Genomic DNA, 22,652 nt, shown 5'->3' on the forward strand with positions numbered 1-22,652 from the left:
CCGGTATTCATCGTGCGAATACACTATGCTGGCAGGATGCTTTCAGAGGCAATTAGTAAATTTTTGGCCTTTAAGTTTAAAAAAACTATACAGCGATATTAACGATATGGAATTTAAAGTGATTGTTAAGATACTTTGCGTAAACAATTTAAAAACAATGACTGTAATTCAATAACGCTATTTTGCGCAGACAGGTTATTTTGCGCGAAACTGGGGCAGACGCTGCCAGTCTGGCGTGCAGCGTGGCGCATGATGGTGCAATGGTGGAAATAAACCACGCGGGCGTAGAGCAATAATAAATATTGTCGCCCCTTGTCGGGCAATGCGCCGCGCTTTTCCGGGGGTGGCACGCGGATTGCTTGGGACTTAGAGGAAAACTATTCCCCGTGTGCGCCGGACCATATTTTATCAATGGTGATGCTATGAACCGATTTACCCTGAAGCAGCTCAAATATTTCGTCACCGTGGTGGAGACGGAGAGTATCGCCGAGGCCTCCCGCCAGCTGCACATTGCGCAGCCGTCGATTTCGATTGCCATCAAGAATCTGGAGAGCACTTTCGACCAGCAGCTGTTTATTCGCCACCATGCGCAGGGCGTTTCGCTCACCTCCAGCGGTCGGCGGATCTACGATAAAGCGAAAGAGCTGCTGCGCCTGTCCTGGGAGTTCGAACAGAATTCGCGAGCGGATAAAGAGCTGGTTTCTGGCATGATCTCCATCGGTTGCTTCGAATCGGTGGCTCCGCTGTATATGCCGAAGCTGGTGGCCGGGTTTAAGAAATGCTATCCGGAAATCACCCTGCATCTGTACGACGGCGAACAGCATGAGCTGATGCATGGCCTGCACCGCGGCCGCTTCGACCTGGCGCTGGTTTACGATCTGGAGCTCGGCCATTCGATCAATAAAGAGCGGCTCAATGCCCCGCATAAACCCTACGCGCTGCTGCCCGCCGCGCATCCGCTGGCGCAGAAGGCGCAGGTGACGCTGCAGGAGCTGAGCCGCGAGCCGATGATCCTCCTCGATGCGGTCCCCAGTAAAAATTATTTTATCTCCATCTTTAAGGAAAAGGGTTATCACCCGGAAGTGGCTTACAGTTCCCCCTCCATTGAAATGGTGCGCTGTATGGTGGGTCAGGGGTTGGGTTTTTCGGTGCTGGTCACCCGGCCCTGCTGCGATATGACCTACGATGGCGAAAGAGTGGTGCAGCGGGATATTGCCGACGAGATGCCCGCCTCGACCTTAATTATGGCGCATCTCGCGAATAATGAGCCCACGCGGCCGACGCAACTGTTTATGGATTATTGTCGCAGCATCGAATTAACCCCAACTCACGCCTGAAATAACGCCTGTCGATCCGGCAGGCATTATTTTTTGTCGTCACTCAGCCTCGTAAAATTCTATTCAGTCGATCGTTTTATAATATTTTACCAATTCGTCACAGTTAAATAACCTGAAAGCCGTCAATTCCGGCGACGTCGTCGGCAACTGTGCTTGAAGGATAGCGAAATGACTGAACAGATTACCGAGATCGATACCCTGGTGGTGGGCGCGGGGCAGGCGGGCGTCGCCATGAGCGAGCATCTGACCCGGCTGGATATCCCCCACCTGGTGCTGGAAAAGCAGGGTATTGCCCAGGCCTGGCGCAGCGGACGCTGGGATTCGCTGGTCGCCAACGGCCCGGCCTGGCACGATCGGTTCCCGGGCATGGTGTTCCCGGACTGCCCGGCAGACAGCTTTGTCGGCAAAGAGCAGGTGGCAGACTATTTTGCCGCCTATGCCCGCAGCTTCAATGCGCCGATCCGTACCGGGGTGGAGGTTTTCAGCGCCGAACGCCTCGTCGGACGGCCGGGCTTTCGTATCGACACCTCGCAGGGGGTGATTGAAGCGCAGCGGATCGTGGCGGCCACCGGGCCGTTTCAGCGGCCAGTGATCCCGGCCATCGCCCCACAGAGTCAGGCTATTCAGCAGCTCCACTCCGCGCACTATTTTAACCCGCAGCAGCTGCCGGAGGGCGGTGTGCTGGTGATTGGCGCAGGCTCCTCCGGCGTGCAGATTGCCGATGAGCTACAGCGAGCCGGACGCGCGGTGTGGCTGTCGGTGGGAGCGCACGACCGCCCGCCGCGTCGCTATCGTCAGCGCGATTTTTGCTGGTGGCTCGGGGTGCTGGGAATGTGGGATGCCGCGGCCAATGCGCCGGGTAAAGAGCATGTCACTATCGCGGTGAGCGGCGCGCGCGGCGGCCATACCGTCGATTTTCGCCAGCTGGCGCATCAGGGGGTCACGTTAGTGGGGCAGACCCGTGGCTTTGACGGTGACAAAGCACTGTTTCACCACGACCTGGCGGAGAATATCCGCCGCGGCGATGCCTCCTACCTTGCGCTGCTCGACGCCGCGGACGCGTGGGTGGCCCGCAACGGTATGGACCTGCCCGAAGAGCCCTCCGCCCGCGAATTTCTGCCCGATCCGGCCTGCGTTACCGACCCGCTGCTCAGTCTCAATCTGGCTGAGGCCGGGATCGGCACCATCATCTGGGCGACGGGCTACACCACCGACTATCGCTGGCTGAAGGTCAACGCCTTCGATGACGCACAGCGGCCACAGCATCACCGCGGCGTATCGACGGAGCCGGGCGTCTATTTCCTCGGCCTGCCTTGGCTCTCGCGGCGCGGGTCCACCTTTATCTGGGGCGTCTGGCACGATGCCAAATATATTGCCGATCAGATCGCCATTCAGCGCCAGTACCAGCGTTACCAGCCGTCCTGTTAACCGTTTTCCTTAAGGAGTGCTTTGATGCCAACTCATACCCGTATTCGCATGTTTAACACCAAAGAGACCTACCCGAACCAGGCGCTGAACAACGATCTGTGCCAGGCGGTGCGGGCCGGCAATACCGTCTACGTTCGCGGCCAGGTTGGCACCGATTTCGCCGGCAATCTGATTGGCCTCGGCGACCCGCGGGCGCAGGCGGAGCAGGCGATGAAGAATGTTGAACAGTTGCTGAAAGAGGCGGGAAGCGACCTCTCGCATATCGTCAAGACCACCACTTATCTGATCGATCCCCGCTATCGCGAGCCGGTCTATCAGGAGGTGGGCAAATGGTTAAAAGGCGTCTTTCCCATCTCCACCGGGGTGGTGGTGTCGGCCCTCGCGCAGCCGCAGTGGCTGATGGAGATTGACGTTACGGCGGTGATCCCTGACGACTGGCAGGGGGAGGCAGCAGAATGACTCTCTCTATTAGCGCCCGCTGCCCGGAATCAGGTCAGTTGGGCATTGCCATTAGTTCGTCGAGCATGGCCGTGGGATCGCGCTGTCCGTGGCTATTGCCCGGCGTTGGCGCAGTCGCCAGTCAGAACATAACCTTACCGTCGCTGGGGCCGCATATTCTTGGTGCGCTTGAGGCGGGGGCCTCCGTTGAGCAGGCTCTGAACCTGGCCCTGGCGGAGGACCGCTTCCGCGAATATCGCCAGGTCGCGGCGATTGATGCCAACGGTGAAGTGGCGGCGTTCAGCGGAGAACATACTCTCGGGATCGGTGGCACCCTGGCGGGAGATAACTGCGTGGCGGCGGGCAACATGCTGGCCAGTCACGAGGTGATCGCCGCGATGGTGGCCGCCTTCGAGACGGCGAGCGGTGAACTGGCCAGCCGGCTGCTGGCCGGGCTGCGCGCGGGGATTGCCGCCGGGGGCGAGGCCGGCCCGGTCCACTCGGCGGCGGTGAAGGTGGTGGACGATTACCCGTGGCCGGTGGTCGATCTGCGTATTGACTGGGCGGAGACGGATCCGCTGGCGGCCCTTGAGCAACTGTGGCTGGCCTGGGAGCCGCAAATGGACGCCTATATTACCCGGGCGCTCGACCCTCGCGATGCGCCCGCCTATGGCGTCCCCGGCGATGAATAACATCCTCGCCGCGCTGCTGGCTTTTGACACCACCAGCCGCCATTCGAACCTGGCGATGATCGACTGGATCGCCGATTTTCTCGCTGCCCGCGGCGTGGCGTCCCGCCGCTTTTATGACCCGTCGGGCGGTAAGGCCAATCTCTACGCCCGGCTGGGGCCGTCCGGCGGCGGTGGGGTGATGCTCTCGGGCCACACCGACGTGGTCCCGGTGGACGGCCAGGCCTGGAGCGTTCCGCCTTTCAGCCTCACCGAGCGCGATGGCCGCTACTATGGCCGCGGCAGCGCCGATATGAAGGGGTTTCTCGCCTGCGTGCTGGCGGCAGTGGATGACTTTCTGGCGGCGCCGCTGCGCATGCCACTGCATCTAGCCTTCTCCTATGACGAAGAGGTCGGCTGTCTCGGTGTGCGCAGCCTGGTGGATTTTCTGCAGGCCTCGCCGGAGAAACCGGCGCTGTGCCTCATCGGCGAGCCGACAGAGATGCAGCCGGTGTTCGGTCATAAAGGCAAACTGGCCATGCGCTGCTGCATCGAGGGGCAGGCCTGCCATTCGGCCTATGCCCCGCAGGGGGTGAACGCCATCCGCTACGCGGCCAGGCTGATCAACCACCTGGATCGGCTGGGCGTGCGTCTGGCCCGGCAGCAGGACAGCCGCTTTTCGCCGCCCTTCAGCACGCTGCAGGTGGGCACTATTCAGGGTGGGGCCGCGCTGAATATTGTTCCGCAGTCCTGCCGCTTTGATTTTGAGATCCGCTACCTGCCGGGGATGCGTCCCGAAGCGGTCACCGAGGCGCTGGCGGCCTACGCCCGTCGCCAGCTGCTGCCGGAGATGCGCCGGGTAGGCAGCGGGAGCGACATCCAGTTCCAGCTGTTAAGCCACTATCCGCCGCTGCTCAGCGATCCGCAGTCCGACTTCGCCCGCTGGCTGGCGCAGTGGTGCGGCAGCGACCGCTTCTCCACCGTGGCGTTCGGCACCGAAGGAGGGCTGTTCGATGAGATGGGCGTCGCGACCCTGGTCTGCGGACCGGGCAGCATGGCCCAGGGCCATAAGGCCGATGAGTACATCAGCATCGCGCAGACCGAGCGCTGTATGACGATGCTGAGACAGCTTTGCGCGTGGATGCGTGCCGAACCGGCGGAACCGCTCACCTGATCCCTCAACACAGGAACCCAAGCGATGCACAATCAACACTCTCCCCACATCGATCAAGCGACCATCGACCGCTGGCAGGCGGATGGCGCGGTGTTATTAAAAGGCGTCTTTACCCCCTGGGTCGATCGCCTCGCCGAGGGGGTCACGGCGCTGATGGCCAGCCCCAGCGAGTATGGTCATGCGCGCACGGTGATCCCCAAAGATGGTTCGCCGCCTTTTTTTCAGGACTACTGCAACTGGTCGCGGATCCCGGCGTTTAGCGAGTTTGTCTTTCAGTCAGCGGCCGCCGAGATCGCGGCGGCGCTGATGCAGTCGCAGACGGCGAAATTTTTCCATGAACATACGCTGGTCAAACCGGCCGGAGGCAGCACGGTGACTCCCTGGCATCATGACCAGCCTTACTATTGCGTCTCCGGCAGGCAGAACGTCAGCTTCTGGATCCCGCTGGACCCGGTGGCGGAGGCCACCTCGCTGCGCTGCATTCGCGGGTCGCATCGCTGGGAAGAGGAGTTCAGTCCTACCCGTTTCAATGGCACTAAGCTTTACGAGCACACCCGGTTCAGCACCCTGCCGGATATCGACGCCCATGAGGACGAATACGATATCGTCAGCTGGGCGCTGGAGCCGGGGGATGCGGTGGCTTTCCATTTCCGCACCGTCCATGGCGCCCGCGGCAACCCCGGCGCGCGGGCGCGACGGGTCTTCTCCGCCCGCTGGGTGGGGGATGACGCCGCGTTTGCCGATCGCGGCGGCGTGACGTCGCCACCGTTCCCCGAGCTGACCCTGCGGGACGGCGACCCGCTGGATTCCCCGCTGTTCCCCCAGGTTTGGCCGCGGGCGTGAGCCACTGGCGGCGGGATCTGCTATGATCCCGCCTTTCGCTGTCTGGAGCCTGTCGATGTTCAACGACGCCATTGTTTATGATCGCTACGGGCCGCCGGCCGCCGTGCTGACCCTGAAACGCCTGCCGCTGGCGCCGCTGGCGGGCGGACGGGTGCGGGTCAGGATGCGCTATGCCCCGGTGAATCCCTCGGATCTGATCCCCGTGACCGGCGCCTATCGCCACCGCACCCGACTACCGGCCGTCGCCGGCTATGAAGGCCTTGGCGAGGTGGTCGCCGCGCCATACGGCAGCCGGCTGTCCGCGGGCCAGCGGGTGCTGCCTCTGCGCGGGGGCGGCACCTGGCAGCGGTTTATCGATCTGGATGAGACCTGGCTGGTGCCGGTGCCGCCAGCGGTTGACGATCTGCTGGCCGCCCGCGGGTATATCAATCCGCTGACGGCTATGCTGATGCTCAAGCGCTGGCCGGTTGCCGGAAAACACCTTGTGCTGACCGCGGCATCGTCCTCCTGCGCCAGCCTGCTGGGACAGTGGGCGCTGGCGATGGGCGCCCGCTCGGTGAGCGGGATTATTCGCTCGCCGCAGCACCGGGCGCGCCTGGAACAGGCCGGGATCTATCCGATCCTTGATACCGACCGGGCGCTGATGGAGAAGGTCAGCCAGCACAGCGATCTGGTGTTTGACGCGGTGGGCGGCGAACTGGCGAATACGCTGCTGTCGGTGCTGCCCGCGTCGTCGACCCTGATCTCCTATGGGCTGTTATCCGGGCGGCCGCTGACCCAGACGCGCGGTAGCGCGACGGTGCGTAAGTTTCATCTGCGGGAGGCGTTGCCGACACTCAGCGTGGCGGCGTGGCGGGCGGCGTTTGACGAGATTTGGCTGCGCTTGCCAACGACCACCCAGCCGCCGGCCCAGCGCATAGCGTTGAACGACTGGCGGGAGGCGATTGCCGCCGCCGACCAGCCGGGAAGAGGCGGTAAAATCCTGCTCGATTTCACCGCCGGTTAAGATTACTTTTTCTTCTCGCCAAGGGTTGGGGTTTCGTCAAAGAAGTTCCACGGCTTCAGCAGGGCGTGCGCCCATTCGGTCGGCATGATCGGCCACTCTTCGGCGCGCGCGACGTGGGTGGTGCCGGTGGTGATCCACACGACGTCGTCGTGGTTTGTCAGCGACTCATCATCCTGCGCATACTGCCCTAAGCCGGTATCGTGGGCGGAACGGTTAGGGTATTTCCCTTCCGGATAACGCTCTGTCGGGTGGTAGCGCGTCACCCACAGCTGTTTATCCATAAAGCTCAGGCGATGGTAGATCCACTCGTCCGGGGCGAACTTCGCGCCGGTCGCCGCCGGATGCGTGCCGCCGGCGTAAGGGATAATCTGATAAGAGACCGGGTTGCCCATGCGGTTCTCTTTGCTGGTATTGCTCAGCAGGCGAATGGTGCCCGGGTCGAATTTCTGCGCCGCTTTCTGCTCGCTGTCAATGGTGTACTGATTCACCTGCATGGTACTGGTGCGCGGGCCACCGGCGGTGTTGGGCTTCACTTCAGGATCCATCGCCACCAGGGTGTTGTTTTCGCCGTCCACGTCGAGGTCGAGGCGGAAGTTATAGATGTGCTGGTGGGTGGTGCCGACAATATTATGGTCGATCAGCGTCCCGTAGCGGGTATCCTCTTTGGCGCTGGGGTCGTGCATGGTCTTCGCCATCACGCCTTTGACGGCTTCAATCCCGGTGGCGCCTGCGTCGATACCGATGGTGCCGTTGTCGTGGAACACCCAGTCAAAGATATAATCATAGTTCCCGACGGTACTGATCCAGCGTACCACCAGTTCCCGGCGTTCGGTGCTGACGTTGGGCTTGCCCATCTCCAGGTGCTTATATTCCGGCCCGGCATAGCGTTCGAATATGGCGACCGCGCCTGGAATCGTGGTCGGTTTGCCGGTGTAATCGGCGATGGTTTCATCCAGCAGCACCGCATTCGATGGCGCATCTTTACCTCGCACAATCGGCGATGTCAGGGTGCCCATGCCGTAATCGCCGGAGTCGAGGTAGGCTTTGAAATACCAGCCGACGTCCGGGTCGCCGTAGGGGACGATCATCCCACCGAGGGAACCTTCATACATCACCTGGCGTTTTGCGCCGTTATCGTTGTAGGTCACCGTCGAGAGGATTGGCCCGACGCGCGAGTTAAGGCGCAGGTGGAAATCCCAGTTCTGCCAGTGAATGGTATCCCCGGTAATGGTGTAGTTTTTGCCCTCTGGTTCCGTAATATCCAGCGGTTTCACCGCCGGGGCGTTGCGGTCGCGGCCATCATACGGACGGGGTTCCATCGGAACCGGGATCACCGGGCCTTCCTCAATTTTGATAATCTTCTTCGCTTCAAGGTCGACCACCGCCACCAGGTTTTCAATCGGGTGCGCCCAGTAGTTGCCGTCGCCGGTATCGAGATAACTGACCACCTTCAGCAGACGCGCATCCTGTTGCAGGCCATCTTTGCCATCAAAATAGCCAACGGTGAGCGGGGTGGTGACCACTTTGCCTGGATCGGTAATACCGTGCTTTTTCAGCACCTCAGCGAATTCGCTGCTGGCGTTGATGATGTTCTGCACGCTGACAAAATCATCGAGCAGTACCATCCCGTGGGCGCCTTTAACTGGCGTCCAGGAGAGGATTTTTTTGTTTTGCAGATCGACGACGGCTTCAATCACGTGTTTGCCATCCAGCATCACCACATCGGCGGTGCGCGGTGAATCGACCGGCGTACCCTGCAGGGCAAAGGCCCACACCGCCGCTTTATCCGGCTCGTGCAGGGAAATTTCGGTAAAGCGGGTATTGGGCTGGAATTCCGGCGCGGCTTTAACAATGGTCACCGCTTCACTGATTTCCGCCGCCGAGAGCGAGTTTAACGGGTGAGGGCGCTTTTCCACCTGGAAGGTCTGATCGAGACCGGACTGGAACACATCGTTGATAAAGGTATCGGAGACCCAGGCTTTTCCTTCCTTCATCACCACCGGCACCTGCAGGTCAAGGGTTTTACCGTTGACGATCGCGGTTTTGGCGCCGGGCTTCACTTTGACGTAAGCGCCGTCTTTTATCAGGGTAAACATTTGCGCGTAGTCATCCCACTGGACATCGGCGCCGAACGCCTGCAGCGTTTTATCCAGCGGTACCATGTGCGCTTCGCTGCCGTGGGCGAAGACCGGTGATTGCCAGGCGCAAACCACCGCCACGGCCAGCGCCAGCGCGGTTTTACGAGGAGAAAATTTCAAGCCGTTTGCCATTGTGACCTCATCTTATTGTTGTGTTGTCTCTTGCCGCTGCGAATGTCGGCTTTGTCACCCTTAAGCTACCAGCCAGCGGCGCCGGGGCGTTTGTGTGCTTTTGCCAGCTTGTTTGTCAGTTTTGCCAGACGGGCGTAAAAAATGCCTCCGCAGAGGCATTGAGAACGTGCGCCGATTTTTTGCCGGGTGGCGGCTGACGCCTTACCGGGCCTACAGCCCCTACAGATCCAAATCATCGCTGGCGCTGGGGCCGCTGAAACTGCCGGTGCTGGCGGCCTCAAAATCGCTGAGACGTTCCCGGAAGGCCGGGGCAGCCCGCATGGATGCGGGCTGAGGGCCGTGTTTTGCAGGGACGCTGCCTCGGCCCGACCCGCAGCCTGCAGGGAAAAGTCGAAGGCACCACGCAGTGGCGATTTTGCTGGCCGCCCCCTGTGCGCTCCCTGCGCCATGAGTGACATAACGCAGACGATTAATCGGGAGCGCAATGTGCGCTGAAGCCACAGATAACATAAAGGACTTCCCGGGGCGAAACCGTTGCAAACCGATTGCAGGATCAATGGCTCAAGGATCGGCCAACAGAGCGCCAGCGGTCTATTTTCCGCTATTACGCCGGAAAATCCCCTTGCTGGCGCGCCACCAGGGTCAGAATGGAATACAGCGCCACCGCCTGCTGGTGCTGGTTGAAAATCTCCACCGCCCATTCCACCACGCCGGTGGCTTTCTCATCGGCGCTGCGCTGACGTTTGACCGTTTTCCGCTTACAGGTCAGGCGAACCTGAATGGTGTCTCCCGGTTTGACCGGCTCAATAAAGCGCAGGTTTTCCATCCCGTAGTTGGCGATAACCGGCCCGACGCCGGCATCGACGAACAGCCCGGCCGCGGCGGAGATCAGGAAATAACCGTGGACCACCCGCTCGCCGAAAATCGACTCGGCGGCGGCGATTTTGTCCATATGCGCATAGAAATGGTCGCCGCTCAGGCAGGCGAAGTTAACGATATCCGCTTCGGTCAGGGTTCTGCGCGGGGTTAATAAGCTATCGCCAGGCTGGATCTCTTCGAAGTATTTACGGAACGGGTGAATGCGGTCTTCGCTAACCTGCGCGCCACGCACCCACTGCTGGCCGATGGTCGCCAGCATCGTTGGGCTGCCCTGGACCGCGGTACGCTGCATATAGTGTTTCACCGAGCGCAGCCCGCCAAGCTCTTCTCCGCCGCCAGCGCGGCCGGGGCCGCCGTGTACCAGCTGCGGCAGCGGCGAGCCGTGGCCGGTCGACTCTGCCGAGGACTCCTCGTTAAGGATCTGAATTCGGCCATGCGTGCGCGCGGCGCCAAGGATAAACTCGCGCGCCAGCTCGCCGCTGGCGGTGACCAGCGTCCCGGCCAGACTGCCGCCGCCGGCGCGCGCCAGCGTCAGCGCATGCTGGCGGTCACGATACGGCATCAGCGTCGCTACCGGGCCAAAAGCTTCAATGGCGTGGACTGCCGGCGTTTCATCCGGCTGCGGGCAGTACAGCAGGGTCGGCGGGAAGAACGCGCCGTCAGCATTAAGATCTGCCTGTCCGCCGAGCAGCGCTTCGCAGCCGGCGGCGATCAGTTTATTGACGTTATCCTGCACGTCCTGACGCTGCTCGGTGTTGACCAGCGCCCCCATCTTTATGCCCTCCTGCGCCGGGTCGCCGACGGTGATTTTTTGCAACCGGGCGATCAGCGCTTCACGTACCGCATCGATTTGTGCGTGCGGCACGATGATGCGACGGATAGCGGTACATTTTTGCCCGGCTTTCGCCGTCATCTCGCGGACCACTTCCCGAATAAACAGCGCGAATTCCGGTTGCTCTGGCGTGACGTCTTCACCTAATACGCAGCAGTTGAGCGAATCCGCTTCCATGGTAAAGGGAATCGATTTGGCCACCAGGTTAGGGTGGGTCCGTAGCTGCTGGCCGGTGGCGGCTGAGCCGGTAAAGGTCACCACGTCCTGGCTATCGAGATGGTCGAGAAGATCGCCCGCGCCGCCGCAAATCAGGCTGATGGCGCCTTCCGGCACCAGGCCGCTGTCGACAATCGCTTTCACCATCGCCTGGGTAAGCTGGGCGGTAGCGGTGGCCGGTTTAATGATCGCCGGCATGCCGGCAAGCCAGGTCGGCGCCAGTTTTTCCAGCATTCCCCAACAGGGGAAGTTGAAGGCGTTGATATGGACGGCGACGCCTGATTTCGAGGTCAGCACGTGACGCGCGGCAAAACCCCCTTGTTTGGAGAGCGGGATCAGCTCGTCCTCCGGCCACAGGATATCGTCCGGCAATTCGCGACTACCGAGCCCGGCATAGGTGAAAAGGGTGCCGATGCCGCCTTCAATATCCACCCAGCTATCGGCGCGGGTCGCGCCGGTTTGCGCGGAGATGGCGTAGAACTCGTCTTTCTTCTCCAGTAGCCGTTTTGCTACCGCTTTTAACATCGCGCTGCGTTCAATAAAGGTCATGGCTTGCAGAGCTTTACCGCCGCGCTCAATCGCGAAGCGGCGCGCCTGCGCCATATCCAGGCCTTCACTGGTCACCTCCCACAGCGCCGCCCCGGTAATGGCGTGATGGATAGTACGGGCGCGGCCCCGGCCGGTCTGCCAGGCGCCGGATAAGTAACTGGCTAACTGCTGCATCGCAAATCTCCAAATGTGTTACGTGTGATATCTATAAATAGTTCTTTTATGAATCATAAAAATCAAGCCTGTATTTAATAATTTATTAACATTGTGATCGGCGGTCGATGGGGCGTTGCGTTTATACTACTGATTTATCGGCTGTTTACAAAAGGTTTTGCGGTTAGCATCACAAAAATAACAAACAAAATTTGTGGTTTTATTTAACCAATATGTAACCTTCAATAAACAAAATGATTCACATAAATGTTTTTGTTGTGAATATCGGAATCATAAAGGTGATGACGTGACAGAAGAACAACGCTTTGACCAGCGCATCGCGCAGGAAACGGCCATCGAACCGCGGGACTGGATGCCGGATGCCTACCGTAAGACCTTGATTCGGCAGATAGGTCAGCACGCGCACTCGGAAATTGTCGGCATGCTGCCGGAAGGCAACTGGATCACCCGCGCGCCGACGCTGCGCCGTAAAGCGATTCTGTTGGCTAAGGTACAGGATGAGGCCGGACACGGGCTGTATCTCTATAGCGCCGCGGAAACGCTGGGCTGCGCCCGGGAAGACCTGTATCAGAAAATGCTCGACGGGCAGATGAAATATTCCTCCATTTTTAACTACCCGACCCTGAGCTGGGCCGATATCGGCGTGATCGGCTGGCTGGTCGATGGCGCGGCCATCGTCAACCAGGTGGCGCTGTGCCGGACCTCTTACGGCCCCTATGCCCGGGCGATGGTCAAAATCTGCAAAGAAGAGAGTTTTCACCAGCGCCAGGGATTTGAAGCCTGCATGGCGCTGGCGCAGGGCAATGACGCGCAGCGGCAGATGCTGCAGGACGCTATTAACCGCTTCTGGTGGCCGGCGCTGATGATGTTTGGCCCCAACGATGACAACTCGCCGAACAGCGCCCGCAGCATGGCGTGGAAAATCAAACTGCACTCCAACGACGAGCTACGTCAGCGCTTCGTCGATAACACCGTGCCGCAGGTAGAGATCCTCGGTATGACCGTCCCGGACCCGGATTTGCAGTTTGATGAAGCCAGCGGCCACTACCGCTTCGGCGAAATCGACTGGCAGGAATTTAACGAGGTGATTAGCGGCCGTGGGATTTGCAATCACGAGCGGCTGGCCGCCAAGCGTAAGGCCTGGGAAGAGGGCGAATGGGTGCGCGAGGCCGCGCTGGCCCATGCGCAAAAACAGCAGGCCCGCAGCGCGGCATGAGGAGAGACAACATGAGCAAAGTTTACTGGCCGTTATATGAAGTGTTCGTTCGCAGCAAACAGGGGTTATCCCATCGTCACGTCGGCAGTCTGCACGCCGCTGATGATCAAATGGCGCTGGAGAATGCCCGCGATGCTTATACCCGCCGCAGCGAAGGCTGCTCAATTTGGGTGGTGAAGGCCAGCGAAATCGTTGCTTCGCAGCCGGAAGAGCGCGGCGAATTCTTCGACCCGGCGGAAAGCAAAGTCTACCGTCATCCGACTTTCTATACCGTGCCGGATGGCATGGAACATATGTGAGGCGGCGATGAATACCCCTAACCCCGTAGCCACCTACGCCCTGCGGCTTGGCGACAATGGTCTGGTTCTGGCCCAGCGTTTAGGCGCCTGGTGCGGCCATGCTCCCGAGCTCGAGATCGATCTTGCGCTGGCCAACATCGGCCTCGACCTGCTCGGCCAGGCGCGCAATTTTTTAAGCTATGCCGCCGAGCTTAACGGCTGCGGCGACGAAGATACGCTGGCTTTTGGTCGCGATGAGCGCCAGTACAGCAACCTGCTGCTGGTGGAGCAGCCAAACGGCAATTTTGCCGACACCATCGCCCGCCAGTTCTTTATCGATGTCTGGCACGTCGCCCTGTACAGCCAGCTGGTGAACAGCCGCAACGCGCAGCTGGCGGCCATTGCCGCCAAAGGGCTGAAAGAGGTGCGTTACCACCAGCGCTTCAGCCGCGGCTGGCTGGAGCGTCTGGGTAACGGCACCGAGTTATCAAATCGCAAAATGCAGCAGGCGGTCGACAATCTGTGGCGCTTCACCGGCGAACTGTTCCTTGCCGATGAAGTGGATCTCAGCCTGGTTGAGCAGGGCATTGCGGTTGATCCGCGCGAGCTTCAGGCCGAATGGCAAAGCGCGGTACACACGGCGCTGCTCGACTCCGGCTTACAAATCCCGCAGGAAGCGGCCTTCCGCAGCGGCGGCAAACAGGGGCTGCACAGTGAACATCTCGGCCCGCTGCTGGCGGAGATGCAATATCTGCAGCGTTCGCATCCCGGACTGCAGTGGTAAGTGAGGTGACTATGCAACGTCTTGCCGACATCGCTCCTGCAGAGGTTCGCACCATCTGGGGATTATTAAGCGCGATCCCGGATCCGGAAGTGCCGGTACTCACCATCACCGACCTCGGTATGGTACGCAGCGTCGCGCGTCACGGCGACGGGTGGGTGATTGGCTTTACCCCGACCTATTCGGGCTGTCCGGCGACGGAGCATCTGCTGGGCGAGATCCGTACGGTCATGAGCGAGCATGGCTTTCTGCCGGTGCATATCGTCCTGCAGCTGGATCCGCCGTGGACCACCGACTGGATGAGTCAGGAGGCCCGCGAGCGCCTGCGCCAGTACGGAATCAGCCCGCCCCAGGGGCACGCCTGCCATGCGGACATGCCCGCTGAGGTGAGCTGTCCGCGCTGCGGCAGCACCCATACCTCGCTGATTAGCGAATTCGGTTCCACGGCCTGCAAAGCGCTCTATCGCTGCGACAGCTGCCGGGAACCTTTTGATTACTTTAAATGTATTTGAGGTTGCCATGACGACGTTCCATTCGCTTAAGGTGGCGAGAGTCGAGCCGGAAACCCGCGATGCGGTGACCATCACTTTTGCGATCCCGCAAGCCCTGCAGGCGGAGTACTGCTTTCGCCCGGGCCAGCATCTGACGCTAAAAGCCCGTCTGGGCGGCGAAGAACTGCGCCGCTGTTACTCCATTTGTCGCAGCCGCACGCCAGGCGAAATTAGCGTCGCGGTCAAAGCTATCGACGGCGGGCGCTTTTCGCGCTACGCCCAGCACGATATCCAGCAGGGTATGGAGCTGGAAGTGATGGTGCCGCAGGGGCATTTCGGTTATCAACCGCAGGCTGAACGGCAGGGTGAATATCTGGCGATTGCCGCCGGTTCCGGGATCACGCCGATGATGGCGATCATGAGCGCGACGCTGGCGACCGAGCCGCAAAGCCGCTTTACGCTGATCTACGGCAACCGCAGCAGCCATAGCATGATGTTCCGCCAGGCGCTGGCCGATTTAAAAGACCGCTATCCGCAGCGCCTGCAGGTGATACACCTGTTTAGCCAGGAGTCGATGGACAGCGATCTGCTACAGGGGCGCATTGACGGCGACAAACTGCGCCAGCTCGCTGACCATCTGCTGGATTTTAGCCGTTTCGACGAGGCTTTTATCTGCGGCCCGGCGGCGATGATGGATGAGGCGGAAGCGGCGTTACGTGAACTTGGCGTAGCGGAGAAATCGATTCATCTCGAACGCTTTAATACACCAGGCGGCAATGTGAAGCGCGCCGCCGGCGTGCAGGCGGAAGGGCGCACGGTGACCATCCGCCAGGACGGGCGCGATCGGCTTATCGCCCTCAGCGCCGAAGACGACAGCATCCTGGATGCCGCATTGCGTCAGGGCGCCGATCTGCCGTTCGCCTGTAAGGGCGGGGTATGCGCCACCTGTAAATGCAAAGTGCTACGCGGTGAAGTGGCGATGGCCGCCAATTACAGCCTGGAAGCAGATGAGCTGGCGGCGGGATATGTCCTGAGCTGCCAGTCGTTGCCGACCAGCGGCGATGTGGTGGTCGACTTTGACGCGCGGGGGATGGCATGAGTGACCTGCTGATCCACCGTCATGGCCGGGTGCTTCAGTTGACGCTAAACCGCCCGCAGGCCCGCAACGCGCTGAACAATGCCCTCTTAACCCAGATTGCCGAGGCGCTGGAGGTTGCGGCAGTTGATGACAGCGTCGGCGTCTGCGTTATCAGCGGCAACCCGCGTTTTTTCGCCGCCGGGGCTGACCTCAATGAAATGGCGGAAAAAGATCTGCCTGCCACCCTGGATGATATTCGCCCACGGTTGTGGGCACGAATTGATGCTTTCACTAAACCGCTCATCGCTTCGGTCAACGGCTACGCGCTTGGCGCCGGCTGCGAGCTGGCCCTGCTGTGTGACCTGATTGTCGCCGGCGACAACGCCCGTTTTGGCCTGCCGGAAATTACCCTCGGCATTATGCCGGGCGCGGGCGGCACCCAGCGGCTGATCCGCAGCGTTGGCAAGGCGCTGGCCAGCCGGATGGTGCTGAGCGGCGAGAGTATTGACGCCCGCCAGGCGCAGCAGGCCGGGCTGGTCAGCGATATCCATCCGGCGGCGTTAACCGATGAGTATGCCCTGAAACTGGCCGCCACCATCGCCCGCCATTCGCCGCTGGCGCTCCGGGCGGCAAAACAGTCGCTGCGCCTGTCGCAGGAAGTCAGCCTGCAGGCTGGTCTGCAACAGGAGCGTCAGCTGTTTAGCCTGCTGAGCGCCACCGAGGACCGCCGCGAAGGCATCGACGCCTTCTTACAAAAACGTACACCGGACTTTAAAGGACGCTAATCGTGGAAGCTTTCATTCTCAGCGCAGTGGAACAGGGCGTCATGACCATTACCCTCAATCGCCCGGACCGCCTCAACAGTTTTAACGATCTGATGCATCACCAGCTGGCGGAATGTCTGAAGCAGGCCGAGCGCGATGATGGCGTGCGCTGCCTGCTGATCACCGGCGCCGGCCGCGGCTTTTGCGCCGGCCAGGATTTGAACGATCGCAATGTCGACCCCAGCGGCCCACCGCCGGATCTCGGCATGTCGGTAGAACGCTTTTACAACCCGTTAGTGCGCCGTCTGGCGGCGCTGCCGAAGCCGGTTATCTGCGCGGTCAACGGCGTTGCCGCCGGAGCGGGCGCTACCCTGGCGCTGGGCTGCGATATCGTGCTGGCCGCGCGTTCGGCCAAATTTGTGATGGCGTTCAGCAAGCTCGGCCTGGTGCCGGACTGCGGCGGTAGCTGGTTCCTGCCGCGGGTGGCCGGCCGCGCGCGCGCGATGGGGCTGGCGCTGCTGGGCGATAGCCTCAGCGCGGAACAGGCCGCGCAGTGGGGAATGATCTGGCAGCTGGTGGACGATTCAGAACTGGCGGATACCAGTCTGCAGCTGGCGCGCCATCTGGCGGCGCAGCCGACGTTTGGTCTTGGGCTGATTAAAAAGGCGCTGCTGGCTGCTGAAACCAACAGTCTCGATGCGCAGCTGGATCTGGAGCGCGATTATCAGCGCCTGGCCGGACGCAGCGATGATTACCGCGAAGGGGTCAGCGCGTTTCTGGCCAAACGGCCACCACAGTTCAGCGGGAAATAGATGATGACGACATCCTTAGCCAACGTGGCGGTGATCGGCAGCGGCACCATGGGGGCCGGCATCGCCGAAGTGGCTGCCGCCGCCGGACATCCGGTGCTGATTTACGACATCGATCATCAGGCCATTGCCCGGGCGATCGACGGCATTGCCAGGCGTCTCGCCTCACGGGTCGAGCGCGGCAAACTGGCGTCAGAGCAGGCCGACGCGCTGCTGGCGCGCCTGCATCCGGCTCACGATTTAGCCGCGCTTGCCGACGCGGATTTAGTGATTGAAGCGGCCTCTGAACGGCTGGAGGTCAAAACGGCGCTGTTCGCGCAGCTGGCGGAGATCTGCGCGCCGTCAACGTTGTTGACCAGTAACACTTCGTCTATTTCGATTACCGCCATCGCCGCCGGGGTCAAAAACCCGGAGCGGGTGGCCGGGCTGCACTTTTTTAATCCGGCGCCGGTGATGAAGCTGGTCGAGGTGGTCAGCGGCCTGGAGACGTCTGCTGAGGTAGTAGAGCAGCTGTGCCAGTGCGTAAGCGGCTGGGGGAAACAGCCGGTACGCTGCCGCTCAACGCCCGGTTTTATCGTTAACCGCGTAGCGCGTCCGTTCTACGCCGAGGCCTGGCGCGCGCTGGAAGAGCAGGTTGCCGCCCCGGAGGTTATCGATGCCGCTTTGCGTGACGGCGGTGGTTTTCCGATGGGGCCGCTGGCGTTGACTGACCTGATTGGCCAGGACGTCAACTTCGCCGTGACCTGTTCGGTGTTTAACGCCTTCTGGCAGGACCGCCGTTACTTACCGTCGCTCCTCCAGCAAGAGCTGGCGCTGGCCGGGCGGCTGGGTAAAAAGAGCGGTTACGGCGTCTATCGCTGGCCCGCTGAGACACTGCCGGACGCGGCGTTGCCGCCGGTTGCCAATGGCGCTCAATCCGTGATGACGATAGGTGACAGTGTCACTGAGCTGGACGAACTGCTGTTGCTGGAGACCGAAGGTGAGACCGCGCTGGCGCTAAGCGTTAAGCATCACCGCCCGGTGGTGGTGTTTGACCTGTGCGCCAGCGATACGGTGGTGCTGGCCGCAGCGGCGACCAACGCGCCTGCGGCCACTGATAAGGCCGTGCATTACTTCCAACAGCAGGGCAAGAAAGTCCTGCATATTGCCGATTATCCCGGCCTGCTGGTGTGGCGCACGGTGGCGATGCTGATTAACGAAGCGCTGGATGCGCTGCAAAAAGGCGTCGCCAGCCCGCAGGATATCGATACCGCGATGCGCCTTGGCGTCAATTATCCGCACGGCCCGCTGGCATGGGGAGAACGCCTTGGCTGGCGACGGGTGCTGCAACTGCTGGAGAACCTGCAACACCATTATGGCGAGGAGCGCTATCGTCCCTGTTCCCTGTTGCGCCAGAAGGCGCTGATGGAGAAGCACCATGAGCAATGATGCGTGGCGCAACGCGCGCGTGATGTACGAAAAAGATACCTGCGCCAGAAAGATGGGGATCGAACTTATCGAAATGGACGATGGTTTTGCGCAGATGAGCATGACCGTCTCGGCGGACATGCTTAACGGCCATCAAACCTGTCACGGCGGTCAGCTATTTACGCTCGCCGATACCGCTTTCGCTTACGCCTGTAACAGCCAGGGGCTGGCGGCGGTGGCTTCGGCGGCAAATATTGATTTTCTTCGTCCGGCGTTTGCCGGCGACAGGCTGGTCGCCACCGCAAGAGTCAAACAGCAGGGCAAGCTGACCGGCGTCTACGACATCGAAATTGTTAATCAACAGCAAAAGATTGTGGCCCTGTTCCGCGGCAAATCGCACCGTATCGGCGGCACAATCACGGGAGAAGTGTAATGTGCGACGCCTTTATTTGTGACGGGATCCGCACGCCGATTGGCCGCTACGGCGGAGCGCTGGCCGGCGTCCGCGCCGACGATCTGGCGGCGATCCCGCTACGTGAGTTGCTGAGCCGTAACCCCGGGCTCGACCCGGCAGCGATTGATGATGTGATTTTCGGTTGTGCTAACCAGGCCGGTGAAGATAACCGCAACGTAGCGCATATGGCGACGTTGTTGGCAGGTTATCCGCATACCGTGCCGGGCACCACGATTAACCGCTTGTGCGGATCGGGTCTGGATGCAATCGGTTTTGCCGCCAGGGCGATCAAAGCCGGCGATGCCGATCTGTTGATTGCCGGCGGCGTGGAATCGATGTCTCGCGCGCCGTTCGTGATGGGAAAAGCCAGCGCGCCTTATCAGCGTCAGGCGGAACTCTTCGATACCACGATTGGCTGGCGTTTTGTGAACCCGCTCATGGCGCAACACTTCGGAACTGACAGCATGCCGGAAACGGCCGAGAATGTAGCTGAATTGTTAAATATCAGCCGGATCGATCAGGACGCTTTCGCCTGGCGCAGCCAGCAGCGTACGGCGCAGGCCCAGCGTGACGGCATTCTGGCGCAGGAGATCGTGCCGGTGCAGATCATCGGCAAGAAAGGGGCGGTCAGCGCGGTACGCGATGATGAGCATCCCCGCCCGGAAACCACGCTTGAGCAGCTGGCGAAACTGAAAGCGCCGTTCCGCCAGGGCGGCGTCATTACCGCGGGCAATGCTTCCGGCGTCAACGATGGCGCCGCGGCGCTGATCATCGCCAGCGAACAGCAGGCCGCTATCCAGGGGCTCACGCCGCGGGCGCGTATCGTGGCGATGGCGACGGCAGGTGTTGAACCGCGCCTGATGGGGCTGGGGCCGGTACCGGCGGTGCGTAAAGTGCTGGAGCGCGCCGGACTCAATATTAACGATATGGATCTGATTGAGCTGAATGAGGCCTTCGCCGCCCAGGCGCTGGGGGTGCTCAGACAACTCGGCGTGCCGGATGATGCGGCGCATGTGAATCCCAACGGCGGCGCCATCGCGTTAGGCCATCCGCTGGGCATGAGCGGCGCGCGGTTAGCGCTGAGCGCCAGCCTTGAGCTGCAACGCCGGGGTGGGCGCTATGCGCTGTGTACGATGTGTATTGGCGTGGGTCAGGGCATTGCCATGATCCTCGAGCGAGTGTGAGCTAATTTACCTGCGAGTACCCTACAATGATAACTACTACAAAATTAGATCCGATTGAAACCGCATCGCGTGACGAACTGCAGGCCCTGCAAACCCAGCGCCTGAAATGGACGCTGAAGCATGCGTATGACAATGTGCCGATGTATCGCCGCAAATTCGACGCCGCCGGCGTGCACCCTGACGACTTTCGGGAATTAAACGATCTGCAAAAATTCCCCTGTACCACCAAACAAGATCTGCGCGACAACTATCCCTTCGATACCTTCGCGGTGCCGATGGAGCAGGTGGTGCGCATTCACGCCTCTTCCGGCACCACCGGCAAACCGACGGTGGTGGGCTACACGCAGAACGATATTGATAACTGGGCCAATATCGTCGCCCGTTCGCTGCGCGCCGCCGGCGGCACGGCGAAAGATAAAATTCACGTCGCCTACGGCTACGGCCTGTTTACCGGCGGCCTTGGCGCGCACTACGGCGCGGAGCGTTTAGGCGCGACGGTGATCCCAATGTCCGGCGGACAGACCGAAAAACAGGCGCAGCTGATCCGCGATTTTCAGCCGGATATGATCATGGTGACGCCGTCCTACTGCCTGAATCTGATTGAAGAGCTTGAGCGCCAGATGGGCGGTGACGCCCGCGGCTGCTCGTTACGCGTCGGCGTGTTTGGCGCTGAGCCGTGGACGCTGGCGATGCGCGCGGAAATCGAGCGCCGCCTGGGTATCACCGCCCTGGATATTTACGGTCTGTCAGAGGTGATGGGGCCTGGGGTGGCAATGGAGTGCCTGGAAACCGTTGACGGCCCGACCATCTGGGAAGACCACTTCTTCCCGGAAATCGTCAACCCGGACGACGGTACGCCGCTGGAAGATGGCGAGCATGGCGAACTGCTGTTTACCACGTTGACCAAAGAAGCGCTGCCGGTGATCCGCTATCGTACCCGCGATCTGACTCGCTTGCTGCCGGGAACCGCGCGGACCATGCGCCGCATGGATCGCATCAGTGGACGCAGCGACGATATGCTGATTATCCGCGGGGTTAACGTCTTCCCCTCGCAGCTGGAAGAGGAGATCCTCAAGTTTGAACACCTGGCGCCGCACTATCAGTTAGAGGTCAATCGCCGCGGTCATCTTGATTCGCTGGCGGTACGCGTTGAGCTGAAAGAGAGCGGGCTGGCGTTAAGTCATGAACAACGCTGCCAGATTTGCCATCAGTTGCGTCACCGCATTAAGTCGATGGTCGGGATCTCCACCGATATTACTATCGTCAACTGCGGCAGCATTCCTCGCTCTGAAGGGAAAGCCTGTCGGGTATTCGACCTGCGTAAAGCGGTGGTCAGCGGTTAATTCTCTCCCCGGTTACCCGGCTGAGGCCTTTACGCCGTAAGCCGGGAATTTCCTGTGCTATGATTCATAAAGGAAAAATATAACAACAGAATGAATCAGATGAGTAAACTCGACGCCTTTATTCAACAAGCGGTGACGGCGATGCCGATCAGCGGCACGTCATTAATTGCCTCGCTGTATGGCGACGCTTTATTGCAGCGCGGTGGGGAAGTGTGGCTGGGCAGCGTTGCGGCGCTGCTGGAAGGATTAGGCTTCGGCGAGCGCTTTGTCCGCACCGCGCTATTTCGCCTCAATAAAGAAGAGTGGCTTGATGTCATCCGTATCGGCCGGCGTAGCTTCTATCGCCTGAGCGATAAAGGGCTGCGCCTGACCCGGCGCGCGGAGCATAAAATTTATCGCGCCAGTGCCCCGGAATGGGACGGTACCTGGCTGCTGCTGCTTTCGGAAGGCCTGGAGAAAAATGTGCTCGCCGACGTCAAAAAGCAGCTGCTGTGGCAGGGCTTTGGCGCGCTGGCGCCCAGCCTGCTGGCCTCGCCGTCGCAAAAACTGGCCGATGTCCAGTCGCTGCTCCACGAAGCGGGCGTCGCCGAAAACGTCATCTGTTTTGAAGCCCATTCGCCGCTGGCGCTCTCCCGTGCGGCGCTGCGCAGCCGCGTGGAGGAGTGCTGGCATCTCACTGAACAAAACGAGATGTATGAATCTTTCATCTCGCTATTCCGACCGTTACTGCCGCTGCTGCGCGACTGCGACCCGGCCGAGCTGACGCCTGAGCGCTGTTTCCAGATCCAGCTGCTGCTGATCCATTTTTATCGCCGGGTGGTGCTCAAAGATCCGCTGCTGCCGGAAGAGCTGCTGCCGGCGCACTGGGCGGGGCAAACCGCCCGCCAGCTGTGTATCAATATTTATCAACGCGTGAATCCCGGCGCGCTGGCGTTCGTCAGCGAGAAAGGGGAAAGCTCGGTGGGCGAGCTTCCGGCGCCGGGCCCGCTCTATTATCAGCGCTTTGGCGGTTTGCCGGGCGCATAAGGAGGTT

General features: G+C 60.8%; 21 protein-coding genes. 19 read left to right on the plus strand and 2 right to left on the minus strand.

All coding sequences use genetic code 11. The features are described from left to right. Positions 1-422: 422 nt before the first annotated feature. From SPE70_RS11530 to SPE70_RS11560, 7 genes are all read left to right on the plus strand, one after another. Positions 423-1,337 (plus strand): LysR substrate-binding domain-containing protein, encoded by a 915-nt coding sequence (locus tag SPE70_RS11530; protein ID WP_004190428.1) that lies wholly within the window; start codon positions 423-425, stop codon positions 1,335-1,337. 168 nt (positions 1,338-1,505) lie between these two features. Continuing rightward, a complete protein-coding gene (locus SPE70_RS11535) occupies positions 1,506-2,765 on the plus strand; it encodes a flavin-containing monooxygenase (RefSeq protein WP_022065437.1) in 1,260 nt (419 codons plus the stop codon). Positions 2,766-2,789: 24 nt separating this feature from the next. Then, the gene (locus SPE70_RS11540) at positions 2,790-3,224 is read left to right on the plus strand and encodes a RidA family protein (protein ID WP_004190423.1); all 435 of its coding nucleotides are present in this window, start codon (positions 2,790-2,792) and stop codon (positions 3,222-3,224) included. Next, positions 3,221-3,895 (plus strand): DUF1028 domain-containing protein, encoded by a 675-nt coding sequence (locus tag SPE70_RS11545; protein WP_008805132.1) that lies wholly within the window; start codon positions 3,221-3,223, stop codon positions 3,893-3,895. The genes SPE70_RS11540 and SPE70_RS11545 overlap by 4 nt, the downstream gene beginning before the upstream one ends. Continuing rightward, positions 3,873-5,045, plus strand: a complete 1,173-nt coding sequence (gene argE, locus SPE70_RS11550) for an acetylornithine deacetylase (RefSeq protein ID WP_012968370.1) — start codon at positions 3,873-3,875, stop codon at positions 5,043-5,045. The genes SPE70_RS11545 and argE overlap by 23 nt, the downstream gene beginning before the upstream one ends. 24 nt (positions 5,046-5,069) lie before the next feature. Then, a complete protein-coding gene (locus SPE70_RS11555; RefSeq protein ID WP_012541938.1) occupies positions 5,070-5,888 on the plus strand; it encodes a phytanoyl-CoA dioxygenase family protein in 819 nt (272 codons plus the stop codon). 22 nt (positions 5,889-5,910) lie between these two features. Continuing rightward, positions 5,911-6,894 (plus strand): zinc-dependent alcohol dehydrogenase family protein, encoded by a 984-nt coding sequence (locus SPE70_RS11560; protein WP_162499974.1) that lies wholly within the window; start codon positions 5,911-5,913, stop codon positions 6,892-6,894. 2 nt (positions 6,895-6,896) lie between these two features. On the opposite strand, the gene tynA is transcribed toward SPE70_RS11560, so the two are convergent. Both tynA and paaZ read right to left on the minus strand, forming a co-directional pair. Continuing rightward, positions 6,897-9,164 carry a primary-amine oxidase gene (gene tynA, locus SPE70_RS11565; RefSeq protein ID WP_324726645.1) on the minus strand — a complete coding sequence of 756 codons (2,268 nt, stop codon included), beginning with the start codon at positions 9,162-9,164 and terminating at the stop codon, positions 6,897-6,899. 604 nt (positions 9,165-9,768) lie between these two features. Continuing rightward, complete coding sequence (paaZ, locus tag SPE70_RS11570; protein ID WP_063105647.1) at positions 9,769-11,814, minus strand: phenylacetic acid degradation bifunctional protein PaaZ; 2,046 nt, start codon at positions 11,812-11,814, stop codon at positions 9,769-9,771. Positions 11,815-12,100: 286 nt separating this feature from the next. Here paaZ and paaA point away from each other — a divergent pair, with 286 nt between their 5' ends. The 12 genes from paaA (at position 12,101) to paaX (ending at position 22,645) form a co-directional block, all read left to right on the plus strand. Next, positions 12,101-13,030, plus strand: a complete 930-nt coding sequence (gene paaA, locus SPE70_RS11575) for a 1,2-phenylacetyl-CoA epoxidase subunit PaaA (protein ID WP_015366333.1) — start codon at positions 12,101-12,103, stop codon at positions 13,028-13,030. 11 nt (positions 13,031-13,041) lie between these two features. Continuing rightward, entirely contained in the window at positions 13,042-13,329 is a 288-nt protein-coding gene (gene paaB / locus SPE70_RS11580; RefSeq protein WP_004224492.1) for a 1,2-phenylacetyl-CoA epoxidase subunit PaaB, read from the plus strand. A gap of 7 nt (positions 13,330-13,336) precedes the next feature. Beyond that, on the plus strand, positions 13,337-14,092 hold the full coding sequence (gene paaC, locus SPE70_RS11585; RefSeq protein WP_136047376.1) for a 1,2-phenylacetyl-CoA epoxidase subunit PaaC: 756 nt from the start codon (positions 13,337-13,339) through the stop codon (positions 14,090-14,092). Between the two features lie 11 nt (positions 14,093-14,103). After that, positions 14,104-14,601, plus strand: coding sequence for a 1,2-phenylacetyl-CoA epoxidase subunit PaaD (gene paaD, locus SPE70_RS11590; RefSeq protein WP_042948403.1), 498 nt, complete (start codon positions 14,104-14,106; stop codon positions 14,599-14,601). Positions 14,602-14,608: 7 nt separating this feature from the next. Beyond that, positions 14,609-15,679 carry a 1,2-phenylacetyl-CoA epoxidase subunit PaaE gene (paaE, locus tag SPE70_RS11595; protein WP_008805122.1) on the plus strand — a complete coding sequence of 357 codons (1,071 nt, stop codon included), beginning with the start codon at positions 14,609-14,611 and terminating at the stop codon, positions 15,677-15,679. Next, positions 15,676-16,443 (plus strand): 2,3-dehydroadipyl-CoA hydratase PaaF, encoded by a 768-nt coding sequence (paaF, locus tag SPE70_RS11600; protein ID WP_072123181.1) that lies wholly within the window; start codon positions 15,676-15,678, stop codon positions 16,441-16,443. Before paaE ends, paaF begins: the two co-directional genes overlap by 4 nt. 2 nt (positions 16,444-16,445) lie before the next feature. Then, positions 16,446-17,234, plus strand: a complete 789-nt coding sequence (paaG, locus tag SPE70_RS11605; RefSeq protein ID WP_074386014.1) for a 2-(1,2-epoxy-1,2-dihydrophenyl)acetyl-CoA isomerase PaaG — start codon at positions 16,446-16,448, stop codon at positions 17,232-17,234. Next, positions 17,235-18,659, plus strand: coding sequence for a 3-hydroxyacyl-CoA dehydrogenase PaaH (gene paaH / locus SPE70_RS11610; RefSeq protein WP_168443351.1), 1,425 nt, complete (start codon positions 17,235-17,237; stop codon positions 18,657-18,659). Next, a complete protein-coding gene (gene paaI / locus SPE70_RS11615; RefSeq protein ID WP_016160912.1) occupies positions 18,649-19,071 on the plus strand; it encodes a hydroxyphenylacetyl-CoA thioesterase PaaI in 423 nt (140 codons plus the stop codon). Before paaH ends, paaI begins: the two co-directional genes overlap by 11 nt. Then, on the plus strand, positions 19,071-20,276 hold the full coding sequence (gene pcaF, locus SPE70_RS11620) for a 3-oxoadipyl-CoA thiolase (protein WP_136047375.1): 1,206 nt from the start codon (positions 19,071-19,073) through the stop codon (positions 20,274-20,276). The genes paaI and pcaF overlap by 1 nt, the downstream gene beginning before the upstream one ends. 26 nt (positions 20,277-20,302) lie before the next feature. Next, entirely contained in the window at positions 20,303-21,619 is a 1,317-nt protein-coding gene (gene paaK / locus SPE70_RS11625) for a phenylacetate--CoA ligase PaaK (protein ID WP_008805116.1), read from the plus strand. A gap of 99 nt (positions 21,620-21,718) precedes the next feature. Then, complete coding sequence (gene paaX / locus SPE70_RS11630) at positions 21,719-22,645, plus strand: phenylacetic acid degradation operon negative regulatory protein PaaX (protein WP_008805115.1); 927 nt, start codon at positions 21,719-21,721, stop codon at positions 22,643-22,645. Positions 22,646-22,652: the final 7 nt, after the last annotated feature.

This window comes from Klebsiella sp. ZJOU C1 (assembly GCF_035620215.1).
GTDB classification, from domain to species: Bacteria; Pseudomonadota; Gammaproteobacteria; order Enterobacterales; family Enterobacteriaceae; genus Klebsiella; species Klebsiella variicola.

What these genes read in the sequence shown, in the direction of transcription:
- SPE70_RS11545 (WP_008805132.1), top strand. Translation starts at nt 3,221, where the DNA reads ATGACTCTCTCTATTAGCGCCCGCTGCCCGGAATCAGGTCAGTTGGGC.
- paaX (WP_008805115.1), top strand. Translation starts at nt 21,719, where the DNA reads ATGAGTAAACTCGACGCCTTTATTCAACAAGCGGTGACGGCGATGCCG.
- paaB (WP_004224492.1), top strand. Translation starts at nt 13,042, where the DNA reads ATGAGCAAAGTTTACTGGCCGTTATATGAAGTGTTCGTTCGCAGCAAA.
- paaI (WP_016160912.1), top strand. Translation starts at nt 18,649, where the DNA reads ATGAGCAATGATGCGTGGCGCAACGCGCGCGTGATGTACGAAAAAGAT.
- paaE (WP_008805122.1), top strand. Translation starts at nt 14,609, where the DNA reads ATGACGACGTTCCATTCGCTTAAGGTGGCGAGAGTCGAGCCGGAAACC.
- paaC (WP_136047376.1), top strand. Translation starts at nt 13,337, where the DNA reads ATGAATACCCCTAACCCCGTAGCCACCTACGCCCTGCGGCTTGGCGAC.
- SPE70_RS11530 (WP_004190428.1), top strand. Translation starts at nt 423, where the DNA reads ATGAACCGATTTACCCTGAAGCAGCTCAAATATTTCGTCACCGTGGTG.
- SPE70_RS11560 (WP_162499974.1), top strand. Translation starts at nt 5,911, where the DNA reads ATGATCCCGCCTTTCGCTGTCTGGAGCCTGTCGATGTTCAACGACGCC.
- paaH (WP_168443351.1), top strand. Translation starts at nt 17,235, where the DNA reads ATGATGACGACATCCTTAGCCAACGTGGCGGTGATCGGCAGCGGCACC.
- paaD (WP_042948403.1), top strand. Translation starts at nt 14,104, where the DNA reads ATGCAACGTCTTGCCGACATCGCTCCTGCAGAGGTTCGCACCATCTGG.
- paaK (WP_008805116.1), top strand. Translation starts at nt 20,303, where the DNA reads ATGATAACTACTACAAAATTAGATCCGATTGAAACCGCATCGCGTGAC.
- SPE70_RS11555 (WP_012541938.1), top strand. Translation starts at nt 5,070, where the DNA reads ATGCACAATCAACACTCTCCCCACATCGATCAAGCGACCATCGACCGC.
- SPE70_RS11540 (WP_004190423.1), top strand. Translation starts at nt 2,790, where the DNA reads ATGCCAACTCATACCCGTATTCGCATGTTTAACACCAAAGAGACCTAC.
- paaF (WP_072123181.1), top strand. Translation starts at nt 15,676, where the DNA reads ATGAGTGACCTGCTGATCCACCGTCATGGCCGGGTGCTTCAGTTGACG.
- paaZ (WP_063105647.1), bottom strand. Translation starts at nt 11,814, where the DNA reads ATGCAGCAGTTAGCCAGTTACTTATCCGGCGCCTGGCAGACCGGCCGG.
- SPE70_RS11535 (WP_022065437.1), top strand. Translation starts at nt 1,506, where the DNA reads ATGACTGAACAGATTACCGAGATCGATACCCTGGTGGTGGGCGCGGGG.
- argE (WP_012968370.1), top strand. Translation starts at nt 3,873, where the DNA reads ATGGCGTCCCCGGCGATGAATAACATCCTCGCCGCGCTGCTGGCTTTT.
- pcaF (WP_136047375.1), top strand. Translation starts at nt 19,071, where the DNA reads ATGTGCGACGCCTTTATTTGTGACGGGATCCGCACGCCGATTGGCCGC.
- tynA (WP_324726645.1), bottom strand. Translation starts at nt 9,164, where the DNA reads ATGGCAAACGGCTTGAAATTTTCTCCTCGTAAAACCGCGCTGGCGCTG.